This is a genomic window from Spirochaeta lutea (assembly GCF_000758165.1).
In the GTDB taxonomy this organism is placed as follows: domain Bacteria; phylum Spirochaetota; class Spirochaetia; order DSM-27196; family Salinispiraceae; genus Spirochaeta_D; species Spirochaeta_D lutea.
The window spans coordinates 52,795-73,746 of record NZ_JNUP01000023.1 but is presented as its reverse complement, the minus strand read 5'-3'; the positions used below and the strand labels follow the sequence as shown (position 1 = coordinate 73,746).

The following is a 20,952-nucleotide window of genomic DNA, read 5'->3' as shown; positions in this document are numbered from 1 at the left end:
TCCAACCTTTGCGCCCTTCCCTTGCCAGGCCTTCATTCAAAGGGTCTCGCTCCTGGTGCGGACTTCCGAACAACGGTATTCGAATAACACAATAGAGCGATGTAGCGAATAGGTATCTACACGCTGCCTATTGGTTGAAGGCTGAGATTACCACTGGCTTTGTAGTAAGCAGGTTTTCTATTAGACTACGATCGGAATCGACAAGATCAAGGTCAAGGGAACCAGCCAGGGGGAACCAATCCACCCGAGAATGCTCAGGAGTCCGAACCGGATCTGCGGGGAGCATAACCTGGTACGCGTAGACAATAAACTCTCTGCCCTTGTGCAGAAATCCCGCCTGGGTCAATAATGGGCCGATGGACACATCCAGGGAGAACTCCTCATCCAGTTCCCGTTCCAGGGCCACGTGATCAGATTCTCCCTCCTCCACCTTACCGCCGGGAATCTCCCATCTTCCGCCCATGGCTCCGCCGCTCTTCCGTTTCCCGAGCAACAGCGAAACCGTGTTCCATGGAATCGGGAGGCCGAGTTCTACACCGGAGAGACAGACACCGGCTACGGATCGACGGGGAGTTTGCTCCCGCAGATGCATTAGAGGAACAGCACCCCGGGGAAGAGGGCATGGATGAAGGTAAATACAAGACCGAGGATGCCGAATACTCCGGCGTTCTCGATAAAAATATGCTCCAATCGAAGCACGGTATCGCTCTTCACGGTAGCACGATCAAGATAGAAATGAAAAATCAGAATAAAACCCAGGACAAGTCCGGTGATTGCTGGGATAAAATCACCCAAAACAGGAATACCACCCCCAGCTACGACGATAAACTTTAGTATTCCGAATACCAGAGTAAGTAGTCCCCAGAGCAACCGAAAGCGCGGCGAGGTGAACCCCTCTTCGGCAAAAAATCTCCCCGCAGAGAGCCGCTCCTGGAGGAGGGGATAGGCCACAGAAATCCCGGCAATTAGATTCACTAGTACAGAAAAGGCATAGAGCTGATACATATAATCCCCCTTTAACAACGCTGCGCTGGTAATAGGATACTTCAAAGGCGTATCCAGGTCAATAATATTAGGATACCCTATTATCCCTTCATGCTGTCCCCGGCATACAGGTGGTTAGGGTGTTACCTGGCGCAGCACCACAGAACTCGGATAGTTTTCAGCCTGGGAGTCCGAAACAATGGGCTGTACATACCCGACAACCACAAATACCCCGTCTTCTTCCGGGTTATCGCCCGTCCAGGGGAGTCTGCCCCGTAAACTACCCTCCCTCTGACCGGCAAAGCCTAGAACATCCCGGACTTCTAGGGCAGAAACCACCGACAGGCCCGGGATTGGCAGGGCACGCTGAATGCCGGTCTGCCATTGGGCAAGATCCAAATCAGGCGTGGTTAACCCTGCCGCCACCGTTTCCCGAATACGCCGAATGTATCCAGGCTGCAAGGAGGGCAGGGAAAGCAGGAGGAATCCACCCCGGATAGACAGGCTGGTGAGGTTTTCATCGACCGGGGTCAGGATCAATTGGTTTAGGAGCTCTGGGCCGAATTCGTGGGTCTCCAGACTCAGGGTGTAGCCAGGCGTGCTGGTTTTCCAGGGTTTCGGCGCCAATACCGTGTTGAACAGAACAGCGATAATCACCAGAAATACAATATCCAGGAGGGTAATAATGAGAACCCTGTTCCGCTTGAACCAGCTTTGTTTCTGTTCCTCTCCACGGTTTCGAGCCATCATCCCAAGCCGTTCCTCCCGGGAATAGTGGAACCCATGACCGAGGCTGGGATCTTGATCGTAAATCTGAGCATTCTTCTGTACGGTTATCCGAGGCCGGTGGTCACCGGGGTGGTTTGTATTATCCTTCATGGGCGCTCAATCCGTGGGCAGTAATTTTCACAGCCTCCAGGAGGTCTTCTGCATCAATGTATCCCCGCCCCTGGTCTACCAGCCATCGTCCGGCGGTTCCATGGGCGATAACCCCACTTGCAGCAGCATGGCCTGGCTCTCTAAGGGCGCCCCGGGATAGAAAGGCGCCGATAATGCCTGCAAGAATATCTCCCGATCCCCCGAACCCAAGCTCTGGGGTAACCCCGTCAAATACAAAATCCTTCCCCGGCTGAGGGCCGCATATCCAGGTAATATGGCTTTTAACAACCAGATGAAGGTTTAAGCCCTGGGCAATGAGGCGAGCTTTATCCGGCAGAAGCCGGGGCGTACCTAGGAGTTGTCGGTGAAGCTGGCCTAGATTCTCCGGTGTCTTCTGGGAATCGGAGCCGCCGGGGAAGTGTATATCCTCCCGGAGGGTCCAGGTTTCCAGGGCTTGGACCAGGCGGCGGAACTCCCCCAGGTGGGGAGTCAGGATTATGGGAGCCCGGCGGGGTATCCGGCAGCAAATCTCGTCAAGAAGGGGGATATCTTCGATCAGGCTTTGGATACCCCCCGCATCGATTACCAGGGGGATACCCAGCTCACAAGCCGCCACCATCAGCTCTTGGTTTCCCACGGCTTGAAGGTTGGTGTTTGGGGGTCTTCCGGGGCCGATAACCAGGGCGTCCAAACCAAGCTCCCCGAGAACAGTCCGGATAGCCGCTTCTGAGACATGAGCATCCAGGGGAACCGGAATAATCTGCTCACTAAGCCGGGGATCCCGTCCGTGAGGGGATGATGTCAGTGAATAAACAAGCCCGGCGCCCCCGGCTAAGGACCCCCTGCAGGCCAACACCCCTGCTCCAGGATACCGGACCGATCCAGCGGCTACCCCTACCCTGCCGCGGCGGTTCTTGAAGTCATCCCTGCGGAGCCCGGTGGTCATGGCTGGTCCATCATCACGGGATATTTGATGGGCCTGTGCCAGATTTTGAATCTCCTGCCTCGGAAAGCCAATGGGCAAAACAGTGATCCTGCCATGGGCGCTCCGGTTTTGAGGATGGAAGGTCTCTTCCTTGAGGCAGCCCAAGACGTAGGTGCGGGTTGCCCGGATGGTGGGCCAGGAATCCTGTTCCTCGCCCGTCGCTGTCCCGGAAGGTGTTTCTGTTTCTCCGCTCCAAGTTGGGCTGCCAACCCCGGATGGAATATCCAGGGAAAGGATGATGGAACAGTACCGCTGCAGGGTCTGTATCCCATCCCTTAATACACCCCGAGGCTCACCCTTCAGCCCGATACCAGCCAATGCATCGATCGCCAAAACGCCCGCCCCTTGTGCTTTACAGTATTCCAGGATGGCAGAGGCGGACTGGAGGGGTTCTAGGGTGATTCCCATGCGTTTACAAATCGTCAAATTCCGCTGGAACAGTTCAGTCCCCTTCTCCTTGAGAAGAACCACCCGGACTGCCCATCCTGCATTATGCGCATACCGCCCTAGAACAAGTCCATCGGCCCCGTTATTTCCCGATCCGGAAAAAATAACCAGGCTTCTCATTGTAGGATAATCATTCGCAATTGCATGGAACAGGGCCTGCCCTGCGGACTCCATGAGGGCATCCCCGGTGATACCCCAATCCTCCTGGGTACGCCGTTCTAATTTCGTGATTTCGGAAAACGTAAGAAGGGGTTCCATGTGTTCCTCCCGGTTATGAATCCAGTGCCTGATCGGATCTCCACCAAACAACCTCGGTTCGGTCATTGTACACCTGAAGACTTATGAGAATCCCGCGAGGTGTTACCGAAAGATCGCGAAAAAGAATCCGGTCATCGCTCATGGCAATAAAACTCCGGTATACAACCCTACCTTGGCTGTCCATAACAATAACCCGGTGCTGATCCTGCAGACTCGGGGAAATAAAGAAGAACCGTCCCTGTGCATCAAGGCCTACCAGGTGAAAAAGAAACTGAACCTCAGTTCCGGAGAGGCTCAAGGTACCCGGGGGCTGCACCAGGTTTAAGGGCAGCGGAAAGGATCTGTCATACTGTTCCTGGGCGATATTAAACCGATACACAATACTCTGAACATATTCTTGATCACCCTCTGACCCCTCCCGAGACTCGGGGTAGTAATTTATGTGAAGAAATAAAAATGGTCCGGATGCGGCGGGTACAATCCTATCAATGGTCGGAATAAGACCCTGATCACCGAGTCCCGGCAGGGTCTGGGTTGTAAACTCTAGGGAATATAGCCGGTCTCCTTGCTGGTTGAACCAGAAAACCTGGTGGGCGTCGGGAGTTTTTGAGATGACAATGCTGTGGTCATCTCGATTTACCTGAATATCCTCAATTACCGGAAAGGGCGTACCGCCGATGCCTTCCTGACCCAGGTAATCACGGTACCGGCCTGATTCATCAAAGCGGACCACCACATGCCGTAGATTTACCCCGGCCTGTTCATCGTAGAACCGTCTGGAATCAGGCACATGATCCTCCACCAAGAGGGTATTACTGCTGGTGTAGGCTATTTCGCCGATCTCCTGAAACGTATAGGGGTGAGCCTTCTTATTAATGAGCCGGCGTTGCTGTTGTTCCGGAGAATCCTCCAGCAGAGTAATAGGCTTAGGATTCTGTTGGGGATGATAATACATGGAGAGCAGGTCCCCGTAGGAGGTAAACTCCATGATCTTGTTTCGTACGCCGTTGGAAATTCCGATGATATCGTTGCGCATAACGATTCGATTTTTATTTCGCGGGGCGGCAGTGCCGTACCCAAGGGAATCAAACTGAGTTTCCAGCATTCCGACAGGAAGAGAAAAAAGAACCTGGCGCTCTAAAACGGTCTGATCTTCGGCGCAGCCTGAAAGCAGGAAAAGGGTGAAGACAGCCGGTAACAGCCAGAAACCCGGCCTTCCAGAGCCGGTGCTGGGGAGTGAATCTCTCATGGTTCGATACTACTGGGGCCCCCGATTCATGTCAATCTTGACCCCCGGAAGACCAGGGTATACACTCCCGGTTATGATAGCTTCTGTGATGAAACGATTGTTCGGATCCAAGGCGGAATCGGACCTAAAAGAACTGCTTCCCATCCTTCATAGCGTGAACGCCGAAGAGCCCTGGGCACTGTCCCTCAGTGATGAGGATTTTCCCAGACTTACCCGGGAATGGCGTGAACAGGTTACCGGTGGAACCCCCTTAGACAGTCTGTTACCCAAGGCCTTTGCATTGGCCAGGGAGGCTGCTCGTCGGACCCTGGGGGAACGACTCTACGATGTCCAACTTTTAGGAGCTATCGTTCTTCACCAGGGCCGAATCATGGAAATGAAGACCGGTGAGGGAAAGACTGTATCCTGTGTTCCTGCAGCCTATTTAAACAGCCTTACCGGCAAGGGTGTACACGTTATTACCGTGAATGATTACCTGGCTGAACGGGATGCGAACTGGATGAAACCCGTCTACGAACTTCTCGGCATAGAAGTTGGGTACATTGTCTCCAGCCTGGGGCCCGAGAAACGCCGGCCCATGTATGAAGCGGACATAACCTACGGCACCAATAATGAATTCGGGTTCGATTATCTTCGGGACAACATGCGATATTCAGCCCAGGGTAAAATGCAAAAGCTGCATCACTACTGCATTATAGATGAGATTGACTCCATCCTTATCGATGAAGCCCGTACTCCCCTTATCATCTCCGGCAGTGCAGACGATGATACACAAAAGTATGTGAATGCAAATCGGGTGGCTCCAGCCTTAAAGGAATGCGAAAAAGATCCCACCACCGGTGAGTATCCTGAGGAGCCGGTGGGTGATTATAAGGTGGATGAAAAAAGTAAAAAAATATCCTTCACGGATCAGGGGTTTACTCACCTGGAGCAGTTGCTGCTGCAGAAAGGGGTGATATCCGGCTCCCTCTACGATGGAGAGAATTTCGAGTACATCCACCATGTGACTCAGGCGCTTCGGGCTCACCGGCTATTTCAACGGGACACCCAGTATGTGGTCGACAATGGCCAAGTCCAAATTGTTGACGAATTTACCGGCCGTATCCTCCATGGCCGCCGATACTCCGAGGGGCTTCATCAGGCGATTGAGGCGAAGGAGGGCATTCAGATTGCCCACCGGAACCGGACCCTGGCTACCATCACCTTCCAGAATTTTTTTAGGATGTACGACAAGCTTTCGGGTATGACCGGGACAGCAGAAACCGAGGCTAAGGAATTCGGTAAAATATACAGCCTTGATGTGGCCGTTATTCCCACCAACCGTCCTGTCGCCCGGATGGATGAAGATGATTTAATCTTTCTCGACGAGGCAGATAAGTTTGATGCCATCTGCGACGAGATTCAGCGGGTGCAAAAACTGGGTCAACCGATCCTGGTAGGCACGGTCTCCATTGAAAAATCAGAACTCCTATCCACCATTTTACGCAAACGCGGAGTTCCTCATGAGGTTCTGAACGCAAAAAATCACGCCAGGGAAGCCCTGATAGTTGCAGAGGCCGGGGCAAAGGGTTCTGTGACCATTGCAACCAATATGGCAGGCCGCGGTACCGACATTAAACTGGGCGGCAATATTGATTTCAGGGCTCGAAAACGGGCTGGGTCCGAAGCAAGTCCCCAAGAATACGATGCTGCGTTTCAAAAGGAACTAGAACCATGGAAACAAGAGTCCTCTCTAGTCAAAGAACTCGGGGGACTGTACATCATCGGTACTGAACGACATGAAAGCCGCCGTATAGACAACCAGTTACGGGGGCGCTCGGGGCGTCAGGGTGATCCGGGAAAAAGCAGATTCTTCTTGAGTATGGATGACGACCTCATGCGGTTATTCGGAGGGAACGCTCAGAACCTTAAGAATATGATGGGCCGAGTGGGTATGCAGAGGGGTGAAGCCCTGAACCATCCCCTACTGAACCGGGCTATCGAGCGTGCTCAAAACAAGGTTGAAGAACGTAACTTCGATATTCGTAAACATCTCCTCGAATTTGATGATGTTTTAAATGAACAGCGAAAGTTCATTTACCAGCAGCGGGAGGATTTGCTCCGGGATGAACACATCAGTCAGCGAATCCTGCAAACCAGTGATGATGTCATACAAGATATCTTTGAACCCTGGGTAAAGGCCCGTGGGAAGGACAGGGTTCTATTATCCGAGTGCCTTGAGCAGGTTAAAAGCCAGCTATTCTACCAGGTGCAAACCGAAGAGGATGAGTTGCTTTCCCTACCCTCGGAAACCCTTCCCCAGACAATCCTTGATGAAATCCGACAAGACATTCAAACAAAGGCCAAGGCCCTGGGAGAACAGCAACTCAATCTCGGACTCCGTGGTGAATATCTTCGAAACATAGATCTGCGATGGCAGGAGCATCTGGAAAATCTTGAGGCGTTGCGGGAGGCGGTGTACCTCCGAAGTTACGCCCAAAAGAATCCCTTGTTAGAGTATAAGCTGGAAGGATTCCAGATATTCGATGAGCTTCTCCATAAAATCCGGGTGACTGTTGCCCAGAAGCTATTCCTGGTCAAAATTGAAACCCTACGGCAGCCTACTGCCCTTCCACGAATACAGGGCCAAACCCAACATTCCTCGGTTAATCTGCTTGGCTCCCAGGGGAATGCTCTTGGGCAGGCGTCACCGGGTCCGAGAGTACAGGGCCGGCCCATGCCTGGTCAAACCAAGGCTCAACCGGTAACGAGAGACACCCCGAAGGTGGGACGAAACGACCCTTGCCCCTGCGGAAGTGGGAAAAAATATAAAAATTGCCATGGCCGTTAGTACCGCCGGGTTGTTGATATCACCCGGATTGTACATCTGTACCTGAGCAGGGAGGCTGGTGGCAATAATTCGGTAGGTGGGACAAAGCCCTATGTCCAGTAGTACCGTTCAATGCTATGAGATGAGAACTTCCTGGGGCACAGGGTGCCCCTAGAGAACTATAAGCCCTTACATACTTACGTACCGTTTACGTTATTGGTGCGCAAAAGGCTGTAAACTACACCAGGCTTAGCGACGCATTCCAGACACTAACCCAGGGACAGTGGTGCGAAGGCCAAACGGTACAACCTTTTGCCACACTACGGTTACTGTCCCGGCGAGACCTGAAGCGAAGGCGCCTCAGCCGGGACAAATTCATTGCCGGGATTTGATGAATACACATTGATTAACGTGATAACTGCAAAGATCAGAACAACCATCACCACGAGCTTACGCATGATCCCCTCCTGCGGGCCATTTTAGTGAAGATACCCCATGGGGTCTACCGGGATGTTATCTTTGAATACGGAAAAATGAAGATGGGATCCTGTGGACCTCCCGGTGTTTCCCATCCGCCCGATGACTTGGCCTTGAGAAATATACTGCCCTACCTTAACGCTGAAGGAGTCTAGATGGGCATAGAGGGTTTTAAACCCCCTGGGATGCTGAATAATTATGAACTTGCCGTAGTTGCCCACCTGGCTCTCAATATGCACCACCCGTCCAGCAATGGATGCCCAAACCGGTGTTCCTTGGTCATTGGCAATATCAAGACCGTTATGGAAGCGCCGTTGACCGGTGAAGGGATCTGCCCGGTAGCCGAAGGGTGATGAATAGTATCCTCGGGTCGGCAGGATAAACAATTCACCCAGAGCAAGTTTTAAATCCACCTCATCCATTCGTACATTGGGGATAAACAAATTCATTCCCGGGACTATAGTGGCATCCTTGAGATCATTTGCATCCAGGAGGGCGTTTACGGTTGTACCCTTAGCCGTAGCGATGGATGAGAGGGAATCTCCGGTACGAACGGTATAGGAAAGGCCGTCGCGGTTGGGTATTCTCAGGGTTTTTCCAATCTGCATGCGACGTACATCGCCAATTTGATTAAAACTTATGAGGGTGTCCATGTTCAGACCGAATTTCAAGGCAATTTCTGAGAGGGTATCACCCGGTTGAATACGGTACTCCCCTACCTTTAACGCAAGGAATTGACTCGCATCCACTGAGTCGGTGCTCACACCGGGAAGGTTCTGGTCGCCGACAAATGCTGAATAGCGTTTGAGCACCTGTTCGGAAATGACCCCTGATCCCAATTCGATGACCTCGGGGCGTGGAGAAAACCAGGTTTCCCAGGTAGTGTTTGTTGAAAGGACCATAAAGACAATGAGGGAAAAGTACAACGCTGCAATGAGAGGAATGGTCTGCCCGGGGGTGACGCGGTTCTGAAGCTGCAGCCAGAAAGGCAGGGCATTTCTTCGGCTAGTATGCTGGGATTGCAGGGCAGGGACCCCGGGGGCATCCATTAAAATCCTCTCCGCCCGGGCCCGCAGGCCGCGGAAATCTTCAGAAACCAGTTCCGGCACCGCGGTTCGGCGAGGGGATTTACGGCGCCCCTGTTTTTTACGGGGTGCAATACGTTGCTCTTTTATGAGAGTGGTCATGGTAACCCTATCGTCCATAAAGGGACTGTTTTTAAGAGCAATTTCATGGTATTTTTCTTTAGTTATGAGTCGACCCCGACATACCCTACGGTACACCATCGTTTTTGTACTCACGGGTATCCTAGCAGTTTCTATTCTCATTCGCTACGGCCAGATTATGCTCGGTGGGACAGGACCGGTACGTCAAGATTCCGGGGGTACTACCCGGATCGAACGAGGACCTATTCTTGACAGAAACGGCAGAATCCTCGCAATTCAAACCGACCAGCCGATTCTCAGCGCTTGGATTCCTAGTGTTGCATCCCTGGAAAACACCGCCGGACTTTTAGGAAATATTCTCGGGGTGCCTGAGGAGGAGTTGCTCCAGCGGCTTCAGTCCAGCGATGGCTATGTGGTACTATCCCGATCCCTCAGCCATGATCAAGCGGAAGCAATTGCATTACTGGTGCAACAGGGGGAACTCCGGGGCCTCTCTCTAGAAGAGGGGTATCGCCGGATGTACCCGGAAGAATCCCTGGCAGCCCACGTAATAGGATTTACCGGATATGATAACCAGGGTCTCGAGGGCATCGAGCTGACCATGAACGACGAACTCAGTCCGGAGCAACCCTCTCCCGGCTTCGGGAACCAGGTCTTCCTTACCCTGGATACCGAAATTCAATTTGAAATGGAACAAATTGCCCAACAAGCCTATGAAGAACATGGGGCTGAATCCGTCTCAATCCTCGTAGGCTCAGGGAAGACCGGTGAAATTTATGCCTGGGCCACAAGACCGACCTTTAATCTGAATCAGCTCTCCCAATCCACCCCGGAGCAACGGAGAAACCGAATAATTCAAAACAGCTTCGAGCCCGGATCAGTCTTCAAGATTTTCTCTATTTCAGGAATCATGCACCTGGGCGGAATAGATGACCGGACCCGATTCCATACCGCCGGAGGTTACCAACCCCCAGGGCTGGACCGGCCCATTACCGATTTGAGCAACTATGGAACGATTTCACCCCAGGGGATCATTCAATACAGCTCGAATGTCGGCGCTGCATATGCCAGCGATACCATCTCCAAGGATGATTTTTACTATCTCCTCCGGCAATTCGGTTTCGGCCAGCCCACGGGAATTCCCCTGAACGGCGAACATACCGGAATCCTCCGCAGTCCAACCCAATGGTCGATCCGATCGAAACCTACCATGGCCATAGGTCAGGAACTGGGGGTAACGGCTCTCCAGATGTTTCAAGCAGCGACTGCCTTCGCAAATCAGGGGATTATCGTAACCCCTCGGATCGTATCCCAGGTTGTCAGCCCTGACGGGGCGGTAGTTCGGAAAACAACCCGTAATCCTATCCGCCGGGTTTTGAGTTCATCCAGTACCCAGTCCATGTTGGAGTACATGAACACCGCCACGGATGACACCGGAACCGGCCGCAGAGCTCGGATCGAAGGGATCGACATTTCAATAAAAACCGGAACGGCTGAGGTGGTGGATCCGGAAACCGGCCGATACTCCAATGAACGGTTCTTGGCATCCAGTCTCGCATTGTTTCCCACCGAGGATCCCCAGCTCATTGTATACATTGTGATTGATTATCCAAAGGGAGAAACCTACGGCGGCAGAATTGCAGCCCCTTTGGTGCGCCAGGCGGCAGAATTTCTCATTCCCTATTTCGGAATTCATCGAACCGGGGACGTTCGAATCACCCAGAAACCCAGCCTGCAGATAATCGAACCGCAGTTGCCAGTTCTCGAAGAAACCATTCCTGATTATCACGGTATAAGCCTGAAGACCCTCATGCCCCTGCTAAACCAAGATACCATACCCGTGACCATTAACGGCCACGGATGGGTCTTGTCTCAGGATCCCAGCCCCGGGACGGCCCTGGATTCTGTGGAGGGGCTCACCCTCTGGCTCTCTTCCGATCCTGGGGATTTCCTCGCCCCGGCAGACGGATCGGTCCCTTCCCCGGGTGAGCAGGACGCTGGGAGCCCTGAGTCGTGAATAGCCCTACCCTGCTGCAACTAGTAGAGACTGCCGTGGAAAACCTTCCTGCACGTACCAGGGAGCCCCAGGCTGATGATTATCAATTCTTGCCTACCCGGGATGGCGGCCTGAGCCTCAAGGTTCGAGGACGTTGGCTGCATAGCCGGCGGGATCCATGGGGAGAAACCGCTCGACGCGTTCAGGCCCTGGGGCCGGTTCCACCGGATGCGCCGATACTCTGCTTGGGCATTGGCATCGGGTATGAGGTGATTCAACTGCGGAGAACCTACCCGGAAAACCCCCTGATCATCCTCTGCCCCTACCACCCATACCTCCTCGCCTTGGGGACCCACCGGGCCGCCTTGGCTGAGATACTAGAGGTTCCCCTGGAAAATATCAGCTTTCATCTGATCGCCCCGGATATTTCACAGCAACAGCTATCCGACCTCGTACAGACCGTTCTATCCGATTACACCCACCGGGTTATAACCCATTTTGAGACCTCCGGGTTCTTCTTCTACGGCGAGTCCTGGAGGGCTGCCGTCCTTGGAACCCTAGAACGCATCAGCTCTCGGAGACAGGTTAATTCCGCCACCATTAAGCGGTTTGCGCGGTTGTGGGTGAGGAACACCATGCTGAACCTCCCCCTCTATGGACGCGCCGGACGGGTTGAATCATTACAACAGCGGTTCTCGGGGATCCCTAGCCTGCTGGTAGCCGCCGGGCCTACCCTGGAGGAGTTTCTGCCCCGGTTAGCAGAACTTTCCGTACGGTTTCTCATCGTGGCGGTAGATACCGCCCTGCCAGCCCTGGAGCGTGCCGGGGTGACACCGGATATCGTGATTGTGGTGGATCCCCAGTATTGGAATACCCGGCACCTGGATTATTCCAGCCTGGATCGAACCCTGGTTATCAGCGAGATATCCAGCCATCCCCGGGCTCTACGGAGCTGTAAACACCTGGTTTTGACCGGAAGTTTATTACCCCTTGGCTCGAGTTTTGAACAGAAGCTGGAGGGTTTTACGCAACTTGGGGCCGGCGGAAGTGTGGCAACCACTGCATGGGATCTCTGCAGGCATCTTGGCTGTTCATCCATTACCCTCCTGGGGTTGGATCTCGGCTTTCCAAACATGCAAACCCACATTCTCGGCAGCCTGAGCGAGGAGCTCATGGTCCAGGGGGGAACCCGATTGAACCCCACCGAAACCCAATCCTATGGTTTTTTACTGGGCGGAGCACCTGGTCTGGTTTCTGACCATGCGGGCCGCCCCCTACTTTCAGACAAGCGCATGGATATCTATGCTGGCTGGTTTGAAAACCGTATTTCTGAGATGCAAAACAAACCCGGTTTCGAGGTGATGCGTCTCGGTTCCCGAGGCAGATTCATCGGTAAATTTCCCTCGAGAACAGTCCCTGAGCTCCTAGAGTACCCGATCATTCGTTCGAGTATTGATGAGAGGATGCAGGAGATTAAAGCCTATCTGCACAGCCATGCATCTCCTCAACGGAAGGACGGCGCTCTCTTTGATTCATCAACCGCGTCGGATATCCCTAGGGCTATCATGGCGGATATTTATGTTAATGCAGAAGGGTTAATGGCCCTAACGCGCCGGGCAATAGCAGCCCTTATTCCCCTGCTTCAGGGGGATTCAGGGAGTTCGACCCCGGAACACGATCCGAGAACCCAGGAGGTCTTAGCCAGCCTGGAAGAAGCGGATCAGGCCATCACGTCCCTTTCCCATACCAGGGTTGTGGGAATGCTTATGCAGGAAATTTTGGAGTCCACGGTCAATCAGCCCCCTGCTCGGACATTCCGTGAATCCCTGGAACGCAGCCGGGACCTGTATGAAGGCTTACACGATGCCGCCCAGTGGCTGCTGAGTATCATAGAAAAAAGCCGAAACCAAACACCCTAACGGTTCCGCATTCCTCATGGCAACATCCCGAGAATCCCCTCAGGGTTTAACACGATTGTGCAGCCTTCGGGGCCCGTCTTGTATACACCGGGGCGGCGGGTATCCGTAGTGGCTTTGGTAAGCCGCAGGCTTGACCGAGACATTGTTGATACCAGCCAGTTGTCCGAAGTTGCGAAGCAACCGAGGACAGCTGGCGGGCTTGCCCGCCGCCCCGTTTTCCAAAATTGTGTAGCGATTTTGGAAAACCTTTGTATGGACGCAAATCAGAAGAACTTCCTAGGATTTCTGTTAAAGTTTCGGCCCTTCCCGCCCGATCCTTATTAGTATGGGAGGGTTGCCCCTCTCCCTAACGGTATGCACCCAGACGTCCAGGCATACCGTTTTTTTATGCCCAAATCATTATCCTGTAAGCACTTAATTTCCATGCAGCCGGTTTTAAAGCCAATTCTATGCCCAATTGGATAGTTAGTGTGCAAAAGTTTTGACTCTTCACCCCGGCGGCACCATCCAAGGGTAGAAATCCTGGTTGCGTCACTACATCTAGTGTAGCTTACAATCCTATGCGCACTAAGAATTGAATACCCGATGCTTAACCTGGGGGCTTGAATTGAGGCCTAACCATAACCCTTTCTAATTGCTTCAATGATCTCATCCAATGTAACCCCAAGAGATTTGTAGTAGGTAATATCCTTTGCGATCTTTTCTTCCATGAGAATACTTCGCTTGTCTTTGATCTCTCTGGTTGATAGGTTTGCCACGAAGCAACCCCGCCCTACCATGGTATAGATGAACCCCAGGTGTTCGAGCTCCTCCCAAGCCTTTTTAATGGTGATTACACTGATTCGCAACTCCTTTGCCACAGTGCGGATGGGTGGTAACATGGTTCCCGGCTCAAGCTCCCCCCGGACAATCTGTCCGCTCAACTGGTCAACTATCTGTTGGTATATGGGCTTATCCGAGGCGCCGGAGATGACAAGATCAATCATAGATCAATGTTCGTAAACCGCCGAGCAGAGATCCGGTACGCCACCATATTGATGATCACAAAGAACAAAATCCCCGCCGATAGGAGCCAGAGCTGTGGTGCAAGATGTCCGAATCCATCCAGAACCTTTAAGGCCGGTACAAATAGTATCGCAAACTCCACAGTGGTGGCAAAAAGAACGGCAGCAGCAATGCCTGCCATGGAGGGGATTCCGATCTTATACCCGGTTTTGTAGAAGAGTGGAAAGAAAACCACATTGTGAACGGCATACATGGCGAATACAAACCCAAAAAATGAAAAATTGGGATCCAGCAAAAAATTCTCTGCCTGGTAGAGTTTGATATTGAGGATCGCGAATGGGACCGCAACAAGAATTTGCAGGATCTGAAGTATGGCTATGGATAGGATGCGTGATTTTACCACGTCCCGCTTACGCACTGGCAACATTACCGAAAAAACCAGATCGTTCTGAGCCTTCCCGGTGATAAAGATGTTCGGCACGGCGATAAACAATAGGTACATCATGGCCACAAAAAATACCCATTGAGGTATCAGCAGCAAGGTACCGCAGAGAAGGATGAGGAAAAAGAGGGGATGAATGGAAAGGCGGAATTCTTTATACAGCAGATGTAACATGTTCTGCCTCCTTTTTCGCGTAGTAAATCATGATGTCCTCAAGGGATGGGGCCTCCACGGCTAGGTCGGTGTGGTTGCCTAGATCGGCGGTATGGATAAGGCCGGTAAACCCAAAGGCGTTACTCTTATAGGCGATCAGACCTGGGACCAACCCCTGGAGATGAGCCTGGGTGCCCTTCACCAGACGGTAGGAGGCGATGAGATCATCTTTTGTCCGGCTCTCTATAATCCGACCGTTTTCAATATAAGTGATGTAGTCGGCACATTTCTCTAAGTCGCTGGTAATGTGGGTGGAGAAGAGAATACTGCGCTCCCCGTCTTCGATGAGCTCTTGGAATAATTCCAGGAGATTGTCCCGGGCCACAGGATCAAGGCCACTGGTGGGCTCATCCAGGAGAAGCAGTTTGGCATGATGTGATAGAGCCAGGGTCAGGGAATATTTGATACGCATTCCGCTGCTTAGTTCTGATACCTTCTTGCTCTCGTCAAGAGAAAACCGGTTCATGTACTCCCGGTAGAGCCGCTCATCCCAGTTGACGTAGAAACGACGCACCACGTCGGTGATGGTTTTAATTTTTGTCTTGGCATAGTAATCAACACCGCCAAACATGTACCCGAGCTCCTGCTTAAGCTCAATTTCGTTCTTGGCGAAGTCTTTTCCCAGTATGGAAACCCTACCACTGTCCTTCTTAACCAGATTCACAATGGACTTCAGTGTGGTGGTTTTACCTGCGCCGTTGGCCCCGATGAATCCCATAATGTATCCAGGTTCCAGGGTAAACGACACATCCTTTAGGTGAAATGCCGGGTACCGCTTGTGAAGCCCCTCTACATGTAGTATAGCCATTTCAATCTCCCCGATGTAATATTGTGTATATTCAATATGCACAGTTTTGCACCGGGTGTCAACAGAATTTTTATTGCCAGGGTTGCCTATCAGGCACACCTAAAAACCTAGTGCTCGTACAAGGGCTAAAAACAATACTTGAGACAGTCATTGACTGATTAACATGCCCACCAACGGTAATGACAGTAGTCTGTTCCTCGAGCGTAAAGGTTTTATAGTGCGCAAAAGGTTGTAACTTTGCACCCCGGCGACACCGCCCATGGGTGGAATCATTGATTGCTCCCCTATATCCGGTGTAGTGTACAACCTTCTGCGCGCGATCTAGCTGTTTGAGGTATCCAATTATACCGCACGGTACCTAGGCACTAGAACTCGCTTTTGGAATTAGAATTAGGAATCAGGAATTTAGGAATCCAGCAATTACCGGAATCCACGAACGGGTATGTTGACTGTAGACAGAACCGGTCTGGTGATACCGGGGACCAGCCGCCAGGACCTCTAAGCCAAGGAATTCATCAATGAGTAGAATACGTGCCGATTCGGCTCCCCAGGAAAGAAGCAGGCTTGGCTGATCCATGGATTCCTCCTGAAGCTCCGGTACGGGACGCACCATGAGCCGACATCCGGCTGAATCGGGATAATAGCCTTTGGAGGTTTGTCCAGTGGATTGTGGACTCCGAGGACTCTCAGCTAAGTCCAGATCTCTGGGTAGGCCGGCCGATCCGGGGATGGCGGGGAACCGACTTTGACCGGTGGCAATTGAATCCCCAAGAATCTTTTCACATTCAAGAATCTGAAAGAGTCGGTGCTCCCACAGACCAAACCATTGGGCTGAGATGCGGCGTGGTCTGGCTAAGCCTAGGCGGTGTAAGGGTTCCAGGACCCTGGCCATGGGTAATGCCAGGGCCTGATCCTTTACTCGAATGAGAAAGACATGGAGACTGCCCAGGGCGCGGGGAATTCCGATGCGTATTCGGGTACCGCGACGGGGTTCGCTGGTGTAGGAGTAGCTGCCCTGCAGAAGGGTCTGAACCTGCCACTGTACCGTTCCCTTGCCAAGACTGTGGCCGGATAGAGGCTCTTGGGGAATTGTTGCCCTTCCTGCTGAGGTCTTAGGAGGATCCCCGGTTGCCGTCAAGGAACTAGCGGTGTTTTCACCATCTCCCACCACCGGCGTGTCAGGGGCCCCATCAGAGTCCTGGAGTAGATTCTTCGGGCTGTCACCAGTAGAATCACCCCCGCCATCATCCTCCAGGATTATGACGTGTTCTTGAATGAAGCGTTGGAAGATCACCGTCAGCTGCCCCTCGGGATCCTTACCCCGGGCAAGGCGGGTTTCAAGGGATTCGATTCCATGTTCCAGCGCATTGGATACAAGCTGCCCGAGTATTGCTTCCACGGTATCCGCGATATGGGTTTCCAGGTTCAACTCGCCAACAATTCGTGGATGCACCGTCTTCCCCAATGACCGGCTTTGGTTCAGTACCAAAGAATAAAGCCGCTTCACTAAGGCACCAGGATCCTCCCGTTCGGTATTCAGGGGTAGATCCAAAGCAATGCCGAGGCGGTGCCGCAGCAAGTCTTGGTAGCTCATGGCCCGAATCTCTACCAGAAATATTCCCGGGACAACAATCTCGCCTAAATCCTCGGTGGGATCAACGGGACTAGAGAACACAACCCCTGCGAACCGTTCCTGGGCCAGAAAGCTGGTATGTGCTACGGGGTATTGTTGTTCCAGGGTGATTTTGAGCTGCTGAAATCTCGGTGATGATGAGCCGGCAGATAGGTAATACAGGGCTGTGTAGCAGGTATATCCCCGGGATATCAATCGGAAAATGCCCTCCAGGTTAGTCTCCAAGCGGGATACAAGGGTCCGGAGAATGGGATCGTTCAAGGTACAGCCCTGATAATCCCCACCAGGGATGCCTGCACCCCCTGGAGAAGAAATCGCCCCTGGTAATGATTCATTTCCGGAACCCATGGATGGGTCGTTTCGTAACTGATCCACCTGATCCGCCGCGATGAGGAACTGCCGCTCAAGGCGGTTAATCAGATCTACTTCCTGGGAGCTCGGAGACTCAATGCCCTTCATTATTCCTTGTAGCAACCCCTCCAAGGTATGAATGTGTTTGGCAAGCCCGGGTTCCCCAACCTGAAGGGCCAGGGATTTTAACGCGTGACTTTGCTGCAACAGCACCGTATCTACTGAACCAAATTGTTGATGGTCCAATAGATGCCGCAGCTGGGAGAATAATCCCGAAATATCCTGTATAAACCGCTCTTTTAATTCCATGGTTGTCTTTTTTCCCTGTTCGAACCGTATCCCAACAATCCACCCCTCATCGGGCTATCGCCGCATCAGGGCGATAATCAACTCAATCTCTCCAAGGGTGAATCCAGTGGTTTCAGCAATATGCTGGGGATCCTGGCCTTGGTGATACAGGGTTAATACCTGAGCCTTCCGGGCTTCCCTGGATTCTGGGTTTTGAGCACCGGGTGGATTGTTATCATCGGACTTGGACCGCTGGGTGGAAGGGCCGGATTGTTTAAGAACCTGTGAATGTTCCTGAACCATCTCCGCAGGCAAGGAACTACCTGAGCCTGGGGTGGTTCGCTGCTGCGGATGATGCTGTCCTTGATGGATGGGGCCCCTGGAATCAGAGTTCTCCGCTGGGGTGGCGGGAACAACCGAGTGCTTGCGCCCAAGGTTTCGGTAACGCTCTAGTTTGGTGGTTTGATGGTCTAATTCTTCCCGTCCACGAACCAATAATGCTTCTGCATGCTTTGATACTTCCCGTAAAGATGACAATTTATGCTCGATAAGCTGAATGTTCCGTTCGGTGGTTTGATTCATTTCGGTGACGATGGCACCTACCTCACGCTCCATGTCATCAATGAATTTGGTACTGTTAAATTCCTTGCGTATCCTATGCCGTAATATGAGATAAAGCACCGCCATGGTCGCAATATTTAGAAGCAACAATAATAAAAAGTCCATGTCTGCACCTTTACCACTATCTAGGTGGATATATCAATATGGGTTCCAAGATCAGGATCTTTGAACAAGGAGTCGTCTGATTCATCGGATGAGTCTTTACCCTTCTTCCGGTTTTTACTACCGGTCCCCCTTCTCCGACCGCTTTCTTCCGGGGACTCTTCGTCGAAGTGAGATTGTTCGGGGCCTTCCTGAATCTCGTCTGGTTTACTGACCCGTTTTTGTTTGGCCTTGGCCGATTCCTCAAGTTCCTGACCTTCAACGCTCTGGGCGTGGGCAGCTGCTTCCTGGGCTGCGGCTTGCTGCTTGCTGATCTGATTCAACCGGAGGAAAAGGTTCTGTAAATCAATGGGCCGCAGGGACATGCTTACTCTCCACCGGTAATGGCGTTCAACTCAACCTGATCATCGCTTTCCACATATTTTGTCACCTTAACCATTCCGGACTCCGCCACGAAGGTGACTGCACGGAATTCATTGCGTACCTCAAGGGGTGCTTCTTTGATTATAACCTTGACCCCGGGAAAGACCCGGGCGCTGGCGGAGACCCTTCCGCTGCTTTTGAGTTGAGCGAGATGGCGCTCGGTGGTTTGAATTTCTTCGGAAACCTCCATGATTTCCTGCTCAAGATCACCGACCTGTTCTTGGAGGTTATCGTAAAAACGCTGTTTATCCTTGGGTAGCTCCTTTTTCAGTTTAAGGGTTTTTTCCAGAGTCGCAAGATTCAACCGGACCTCTTCCAGGGCCTTTTCAGCCTCGCTTCTCCGCTCCTGTAGTTCTTCGAGATGGGCTTTGCTTTTCGGGTCATACCCTACCTCCAAGACTGTTTCCATTCCTGCTACAGACCCAAGGGTTTTTGCTGTTATCTCCTCGGTGGCACGAATATGTCCGCCTACGATACTTGCCCGCTTTCCTCGACAGATCACTTTTTTATCCGAGGTTATCTGGGAATTGATTATTCCGTCACTCACAACAACATACCCGCCGGACTCAACCTCGGAGTTCTCCAAAAATTTCGACCAGATGGAGCCTCCGGATCGCACCAAGCCTGCGGATTTTCCATTTATTCCCTGACGAACCACAATGTCGCCTTCAGCGTCGAGCTCACATTTACCGACACTCCCGAGAATCTCGATGTTACCCGCCGCCTTTACAGCAAATCCATCTTCGACATTCCCTTTCACAACCACCGAACCGAGGAACAGAATATTCCCGCTCTTTAGGTCAACATTCCCGTTGACCACATAGATGGGTTCAACGCTGATTTTTCCGCTGAGAAGCAGTACCTGGCCGTTAGCTGAGGCTATGGCTTGGGTTTTATCATCACTGAGCCTCACATTATTGCCGACCTCCAGGGTCACGGCCTTACCATCCCGAGCCGGGAGCAGCTTTCCGGTAACGGTATGGCCTGGAACCCCACGTTTGGGTGCAATCACCTTTGCGAGAACCTGTCCCTCAACAACGTTGTTTATTTTATTCAGTTCCTTGTAATCTACCTTGCCGTCTATTTCTCTGAGCCGGATTTTATCGGTTTCTTTTTCAAAATTATAGATGATCTTTCCATCCTCACCATTCACCGGGGATTGTCCCTCTGCCACCAGGATCTGCTGGTTGTACACCGGATTATCCACCAGCGACTGGATGGCCTCATCGAGGTATCCGAAAACGATATTATTTGCCCGGAGAAACCCGGTAATTCGTTCTGCATCGGGATCCACCCCACCGGGACCTGGTTGTCGGATGGTTATAAAGGCTTTCATTTCCATCTCTGCAAGCTCAAAATTGAGAAGTGCATCGTTCGTTGGATCCCGGTCTATCTCGGCAATCTTGATGAAGTCGCCCTCGGCACGCTTACAGATTTTAGAAACGAGGCTTCGGTCAAAATCGCCGTGGTGGCGCTCCAGGATGGCTTCGAGTACATGCTTTTCGTTAACCTTTATACCGCCGTTCTGGGGTGGTATTACCTTGAGAAGTACACCAGTTTCATCCCGTCGAAGGAAGAACTGACCATCCCTGGATTCTTGTTGTTGTTTATCGAAGGTAAAGTCTTCAAAATCTGCTGCTTCCGCCTCAGCAGCAGCCTTTGCTCCTGGATAGGCTAGGATAAGGGTGGGTTTTTTCCCTACCCCCATGAATCCTTTGCTCCCCCCATCCAAGATTTCATACTCAATAGCCTTTACCGGGAGACTCAACTCGATGGAGGCCTGCTGCAAGGCATCGGCAAGGGATTCTCCGGAAACATTCACATATCGTTGGCCCCTGTCTTCTTCCAAGCGATTTTTCATGTATTGCTGTATTTCGTTGAAAGAAACCATGATCCT

General features: G+C 52.1%; 17 protein-coding genes. 3 read left to right on the top strand and 14 right to left on the bottom strand.

Annotation, left to right across the window (positions count from 1 at the left end; genetic code table 11):
- Positions 1–127 precede the first annotated feature (127 nt).
- From DC28_RS02475 to DC28_RS02455, 5 genes are all read right to left on the bottom strand, one after another.
- A complete protein-coding gene (locus DC28_RS02475) occupies positions 128–592 on the bottom strand; it encodes an NUDIX domain-containing protein (protein WP_081941813.1) in 465 nt (154 codons plus the stop codon).
- The gene (locus DC28_RS02470) at positions 592–1,005 is read right to left on the bottom strand and encodes a hypothetical protein (RefSeq protein ID WP_037545419.1); all 414 of its coding nucleotides are present in this window, start codon (positions 1,003–1,005) and stop codon (positions 592–594) included. The genes DC28_RS02475 and DC28_RS02470 overlap by 1 nt, the downstream gene beginning before the upstream one ends.
- Positions 1,006–1,119: 114 nt before the next feature.
- Positions 1,120–1,863 (bottom strand): hypothetical protein, encoded by a 744-nt coding sequence (locus DC28_RS02465; RefSeq protein WP_037545418.1) that lies wholly within the window; start codon positions 1,861–1,863, stop codon positions 1,120–1,122.
- Entirely contained in the window at positions 1,853–3,553 is a 1,701-nt protein-coding gene (locus tag DC28_RS02460) for an NAD(P)H-hydrate epimerase (protein WP_037545415.1), read from the bottom strand. Before DC28_RS02460 ends, DC28_RS02465 begins: the two co-directional genes overlap by 11 nt.
- Before the next feature lie 13 nt (positions 3,554–3,566).
- Positions 3,567–4,802, bottom strand: a complete 1,236-nt coding sequence (locus tag DC28_RS02455) for an LIC_12708 family protein (protein WP_037545413.1) — start codon at positions 4,800–4,802, stop codon at positions 3,567–3,569.
- 73 nt (positions 4,803–4,875) lie between these two features.
- Between DC28_RS02455 and secA the strand changes: the two genes are divergently transcribed.
- A complete protein-coding gene (gene secA, locus DC28_RS02450) occupies positions 4,876–7,632 on the top strand; it encodes a preprotein translocase subunit SecA (RefSeq protein ID WP_037545411.1) in 2,757 nt (918 codons plus the stop codon).
- Between the two features lie 305 nt (positions 7,633–7,937).
- Here secA and DC28_RS16825 read toward each other — a convergent pair whose 3' ends face one another.
- Complete coding sequence (locus DC28_RS16825) at positions 7,938–8,069, bottom strand: hypothetical protein (protein WP_280937943.1); 132 nt, start codon at positions 8,067–8,069, stop codon at positions 7,938–7,940.
- A 21-nt stretch (positions 8,070–8,090) separates the two neighbouring features.
- Positions 8,091–9,389, bottom strand: a complete 1,299-nt coding sequence (locus tag DC28_RS16350; protein WP_238565752.1) for a M23 family metallopeptidase — start codon at positions 9,387–9,389, stop codon at positions 8,091–8,093.
- Between DC28_RS16350 and DC28_RS02440 the strand changes: the two genes are divergently transcribed.
- Both DC28_RS02440 and DC28_RS02435 read left to right on the top strand, forming a co-directional pair.
- Positions 9,340–11,271: a penicillin-binding transpeptidase domain-containing protein gene (locus tag DC28_RS02440; RefSeq protein ID WP_162180177.1), complete on the top strand. Its 1,932-nt coding sequence runs from the start codon at positions 9,340–9,342 to the stop codon at positions 11,269–11,271. The genes DC28_RS16350 and DC28_RS02440 overlap by 50 nt on opposite strands.
- Positions 11,268–13,169: a motility associated factor glycosyltransferase family protein gene (locus DC28_RS02435; protein ID WP_037545409.1), complete on the top strand. Its 1,902-nt coding sequence runs from the start codon at positions 11,268–11,270 to the stop codon at positions 13,167–13,169. Before DC28_RS02440 ends, DC28_RS02435 begins: the two co-directional genes overlap by 4 nt.
- A gap of 614 nt (positions 13,170–13,783) precedes the next feature.
- Here DC28_RS02435 and DC28_RS02430 read toward each other — a convergent pair.
- The 7 genes from DC28_RS02430 to DC28_RS02400 form a co-directional block, all read right to left on the bottom strand.
- Positions 13,784–14,155: a GntR family transcriptional regulator gene (locus tag DC28_RS02430; RefSeq protein WP_202962948.1), complete on the bottom strand. Its 372-nt coding sequence runs from the start codon at positions 14,153–14,155 to the stop codon at positions 13,784–13,786.
- A complete protein-coding gene (locus DC28_RS02425; protein WP_037545407.1) occupies positions 14,152–14,790 on the bottom strand; it encodes an ABC-2 transporter permease in 639 nt (212 codons plus the stop codon). The genes DC28_RS02430 and DC28_RS02425 overlap by 4 nt, the downstream gene beginning before the upstream one ends.
- Positions 14,771–15,637, bottom strand: coding sequence for an ABC transporter ATP-binding protein (locus DC28_RS02420; protein ID WP_037545405.1), 867 nt, complete (start codon positions 15,635–15,637; stop codon positions 14,771–14,773). The genes DC28_RS02425 and DC28_RS02420 overlap by 20 nt, the downstream gene beginning before the upstream one ends.
- A 397-nt stretch (positions 15,638–16,034) precedes the next feature.
- Positions 16,035–17,930 carry a hypothetical protein gene (locus DC28_RS02415; RefSeq protein WP_037545401.1) on the bottom strand — a complete coding sequence of 632 codons (1,896 nt, stop codon included), beginning with the start codon at positions 17,928–17,930 and terminating at the stop codon, positions 16,035–16,037.
- A gap of 54 nt (positions 17,931–17,984) precedes the next feature.
- Entirely contained in the window at positions 17,985–18,635 is a 651-nt protein-coding gene (locus DC28_RS02410; RefSeq protein WP_037545398.1) for a DUF6115 domain-containing protein, read from the bottom strand.
- Positions 18,636–18,655: 20 nt separating this feature from the next.
- Positions 18,656–18,997 (bottom strand): hypothetical protein, encoded by a 342-nt coding sequence (locus DC28_RS02405; protein WP_037545395.1) that lies wholly within the window; start codon positions 18,995–18,997, stop codon positions 18,656–18,658.
- A 2-nt stretch (positions 18,998–18,999) separates the two neighbouring features.
- Positions 19,000–20,916, bottom strand: a complete 1,917-nt coding sequence (locus DC28_RS02400) for a FapA family protein (RefSeq protein ID WP_238565751.1) — start codon at positions 20,914–20,916, stop codon at positions 19,000–19,002.
- Between the last annotated feature and the right edge of the window lie 36 nt (positions 20,917–20,952).

Bases quoted from the DNA above. Each gene is read 5' to 3' on its own strand.
- DC28_RS02475 (WP_081941813.1), bottom strand. From the start codon at position 592: ATGCATCTGCGGGAGCAAACTCCCCGTCGATCCGTAGCCGGTGTCTGT.
- DC28_RS02470 (WP_037545419.1), bottom strand. From the start codon at position 1,005: ATGTATCAGCTCTATGCCTTTTCTGTACTAGTGAATCTAATTGCCGGG.
- DC28_RS02465 (WP_037545418.1), bottom strand. From the start codon at position 1,863: ATGAAGGATAATACAAACCACCCCGGTGACCACCGGCCTCGGATAACC.
- DC28_RS02460 (WP_037545415.1), bottom strand. From the start codon at position 3,553: ATGGAACCCCTTCTTACGTTTTCCGAAATCACGAAATTAGAACGGCGT.
- DC28_RS02455 (WP_037545413.1), bottom strand. From the start codon at position 4,802: ATGAGAGATTCACTCCCCAGCACCGGCTCTGGAAGGCCGGGTTTCTGG.
- secA (WP_037545411.1), top strand. From the start codon at position 4,876: ATGATAGCTTCTGTGATGAAACGATTGTTCGGATCCAAGGCGGAATCG.
- DC28_RS16825 (WP_280937943.1), bottom strand. From the start codon at position 8,069: ATGCGTAAGCTCGTGGTGATGGTTGTTCTGATCTTTGCAGTTATCACG.
- DC28_RS02440 (WP_162180177.1), top strand. From the start codon at position 9,340: ATGAGTCGACCCCGACATACCCTACGGTACACCATCGTTTTTGTACTC.
- DC28_RS02430 (WP_202962948.1), bottom strand. From the start codon at position 14,155: ATGATTGATCTTGTCATCTCCGGCGCCTCGGATAAGCCCATATACCAA.
- DC28_RS02425 (WP_037545407.1), bottom strand. From the start codon at position 14,790: ATGTTACATCTGCTGTATAAAGAATTCCGCCTTTCCATTCATCCCCTC.
- DC28_RS02420 (WP_037545405.1), bottom strand. From the start codon at position 15,637: ATGGCTATACTACATGTAGAGGGGCTTCACAAGCGGTACCCGGCATTT.
- DC28_RS02415 (WP_037545401.1), bottom strand. From the start codon at position 17,930: ATGGAATTAAAAGAGCGGTTTATACAGGATATTTCGGGATTATTCTCC.
- DC28_RS02410 (WP_037545398.1), bottom strand. From the start codon at position 18,635: ATGGACTTTTTATTATTGTTGCTTCTAAATATTGCGACCATGGCGGTG.
- DC28_RS02405 (WP_037545395.1), bottom strand. From the start codon at position 18,997: ATGTCCCTGCGGCCCATTGATTTACAGAACCTTTTCCTCCGGTTGAAT.
- DC28_RS02400 (WP_238565751.1), bottom strand. From the start codon at position 20,916: ATGAAAAATCGCTTGGAAGAAGACAGGGGCCAACGATATGTGAATGTT.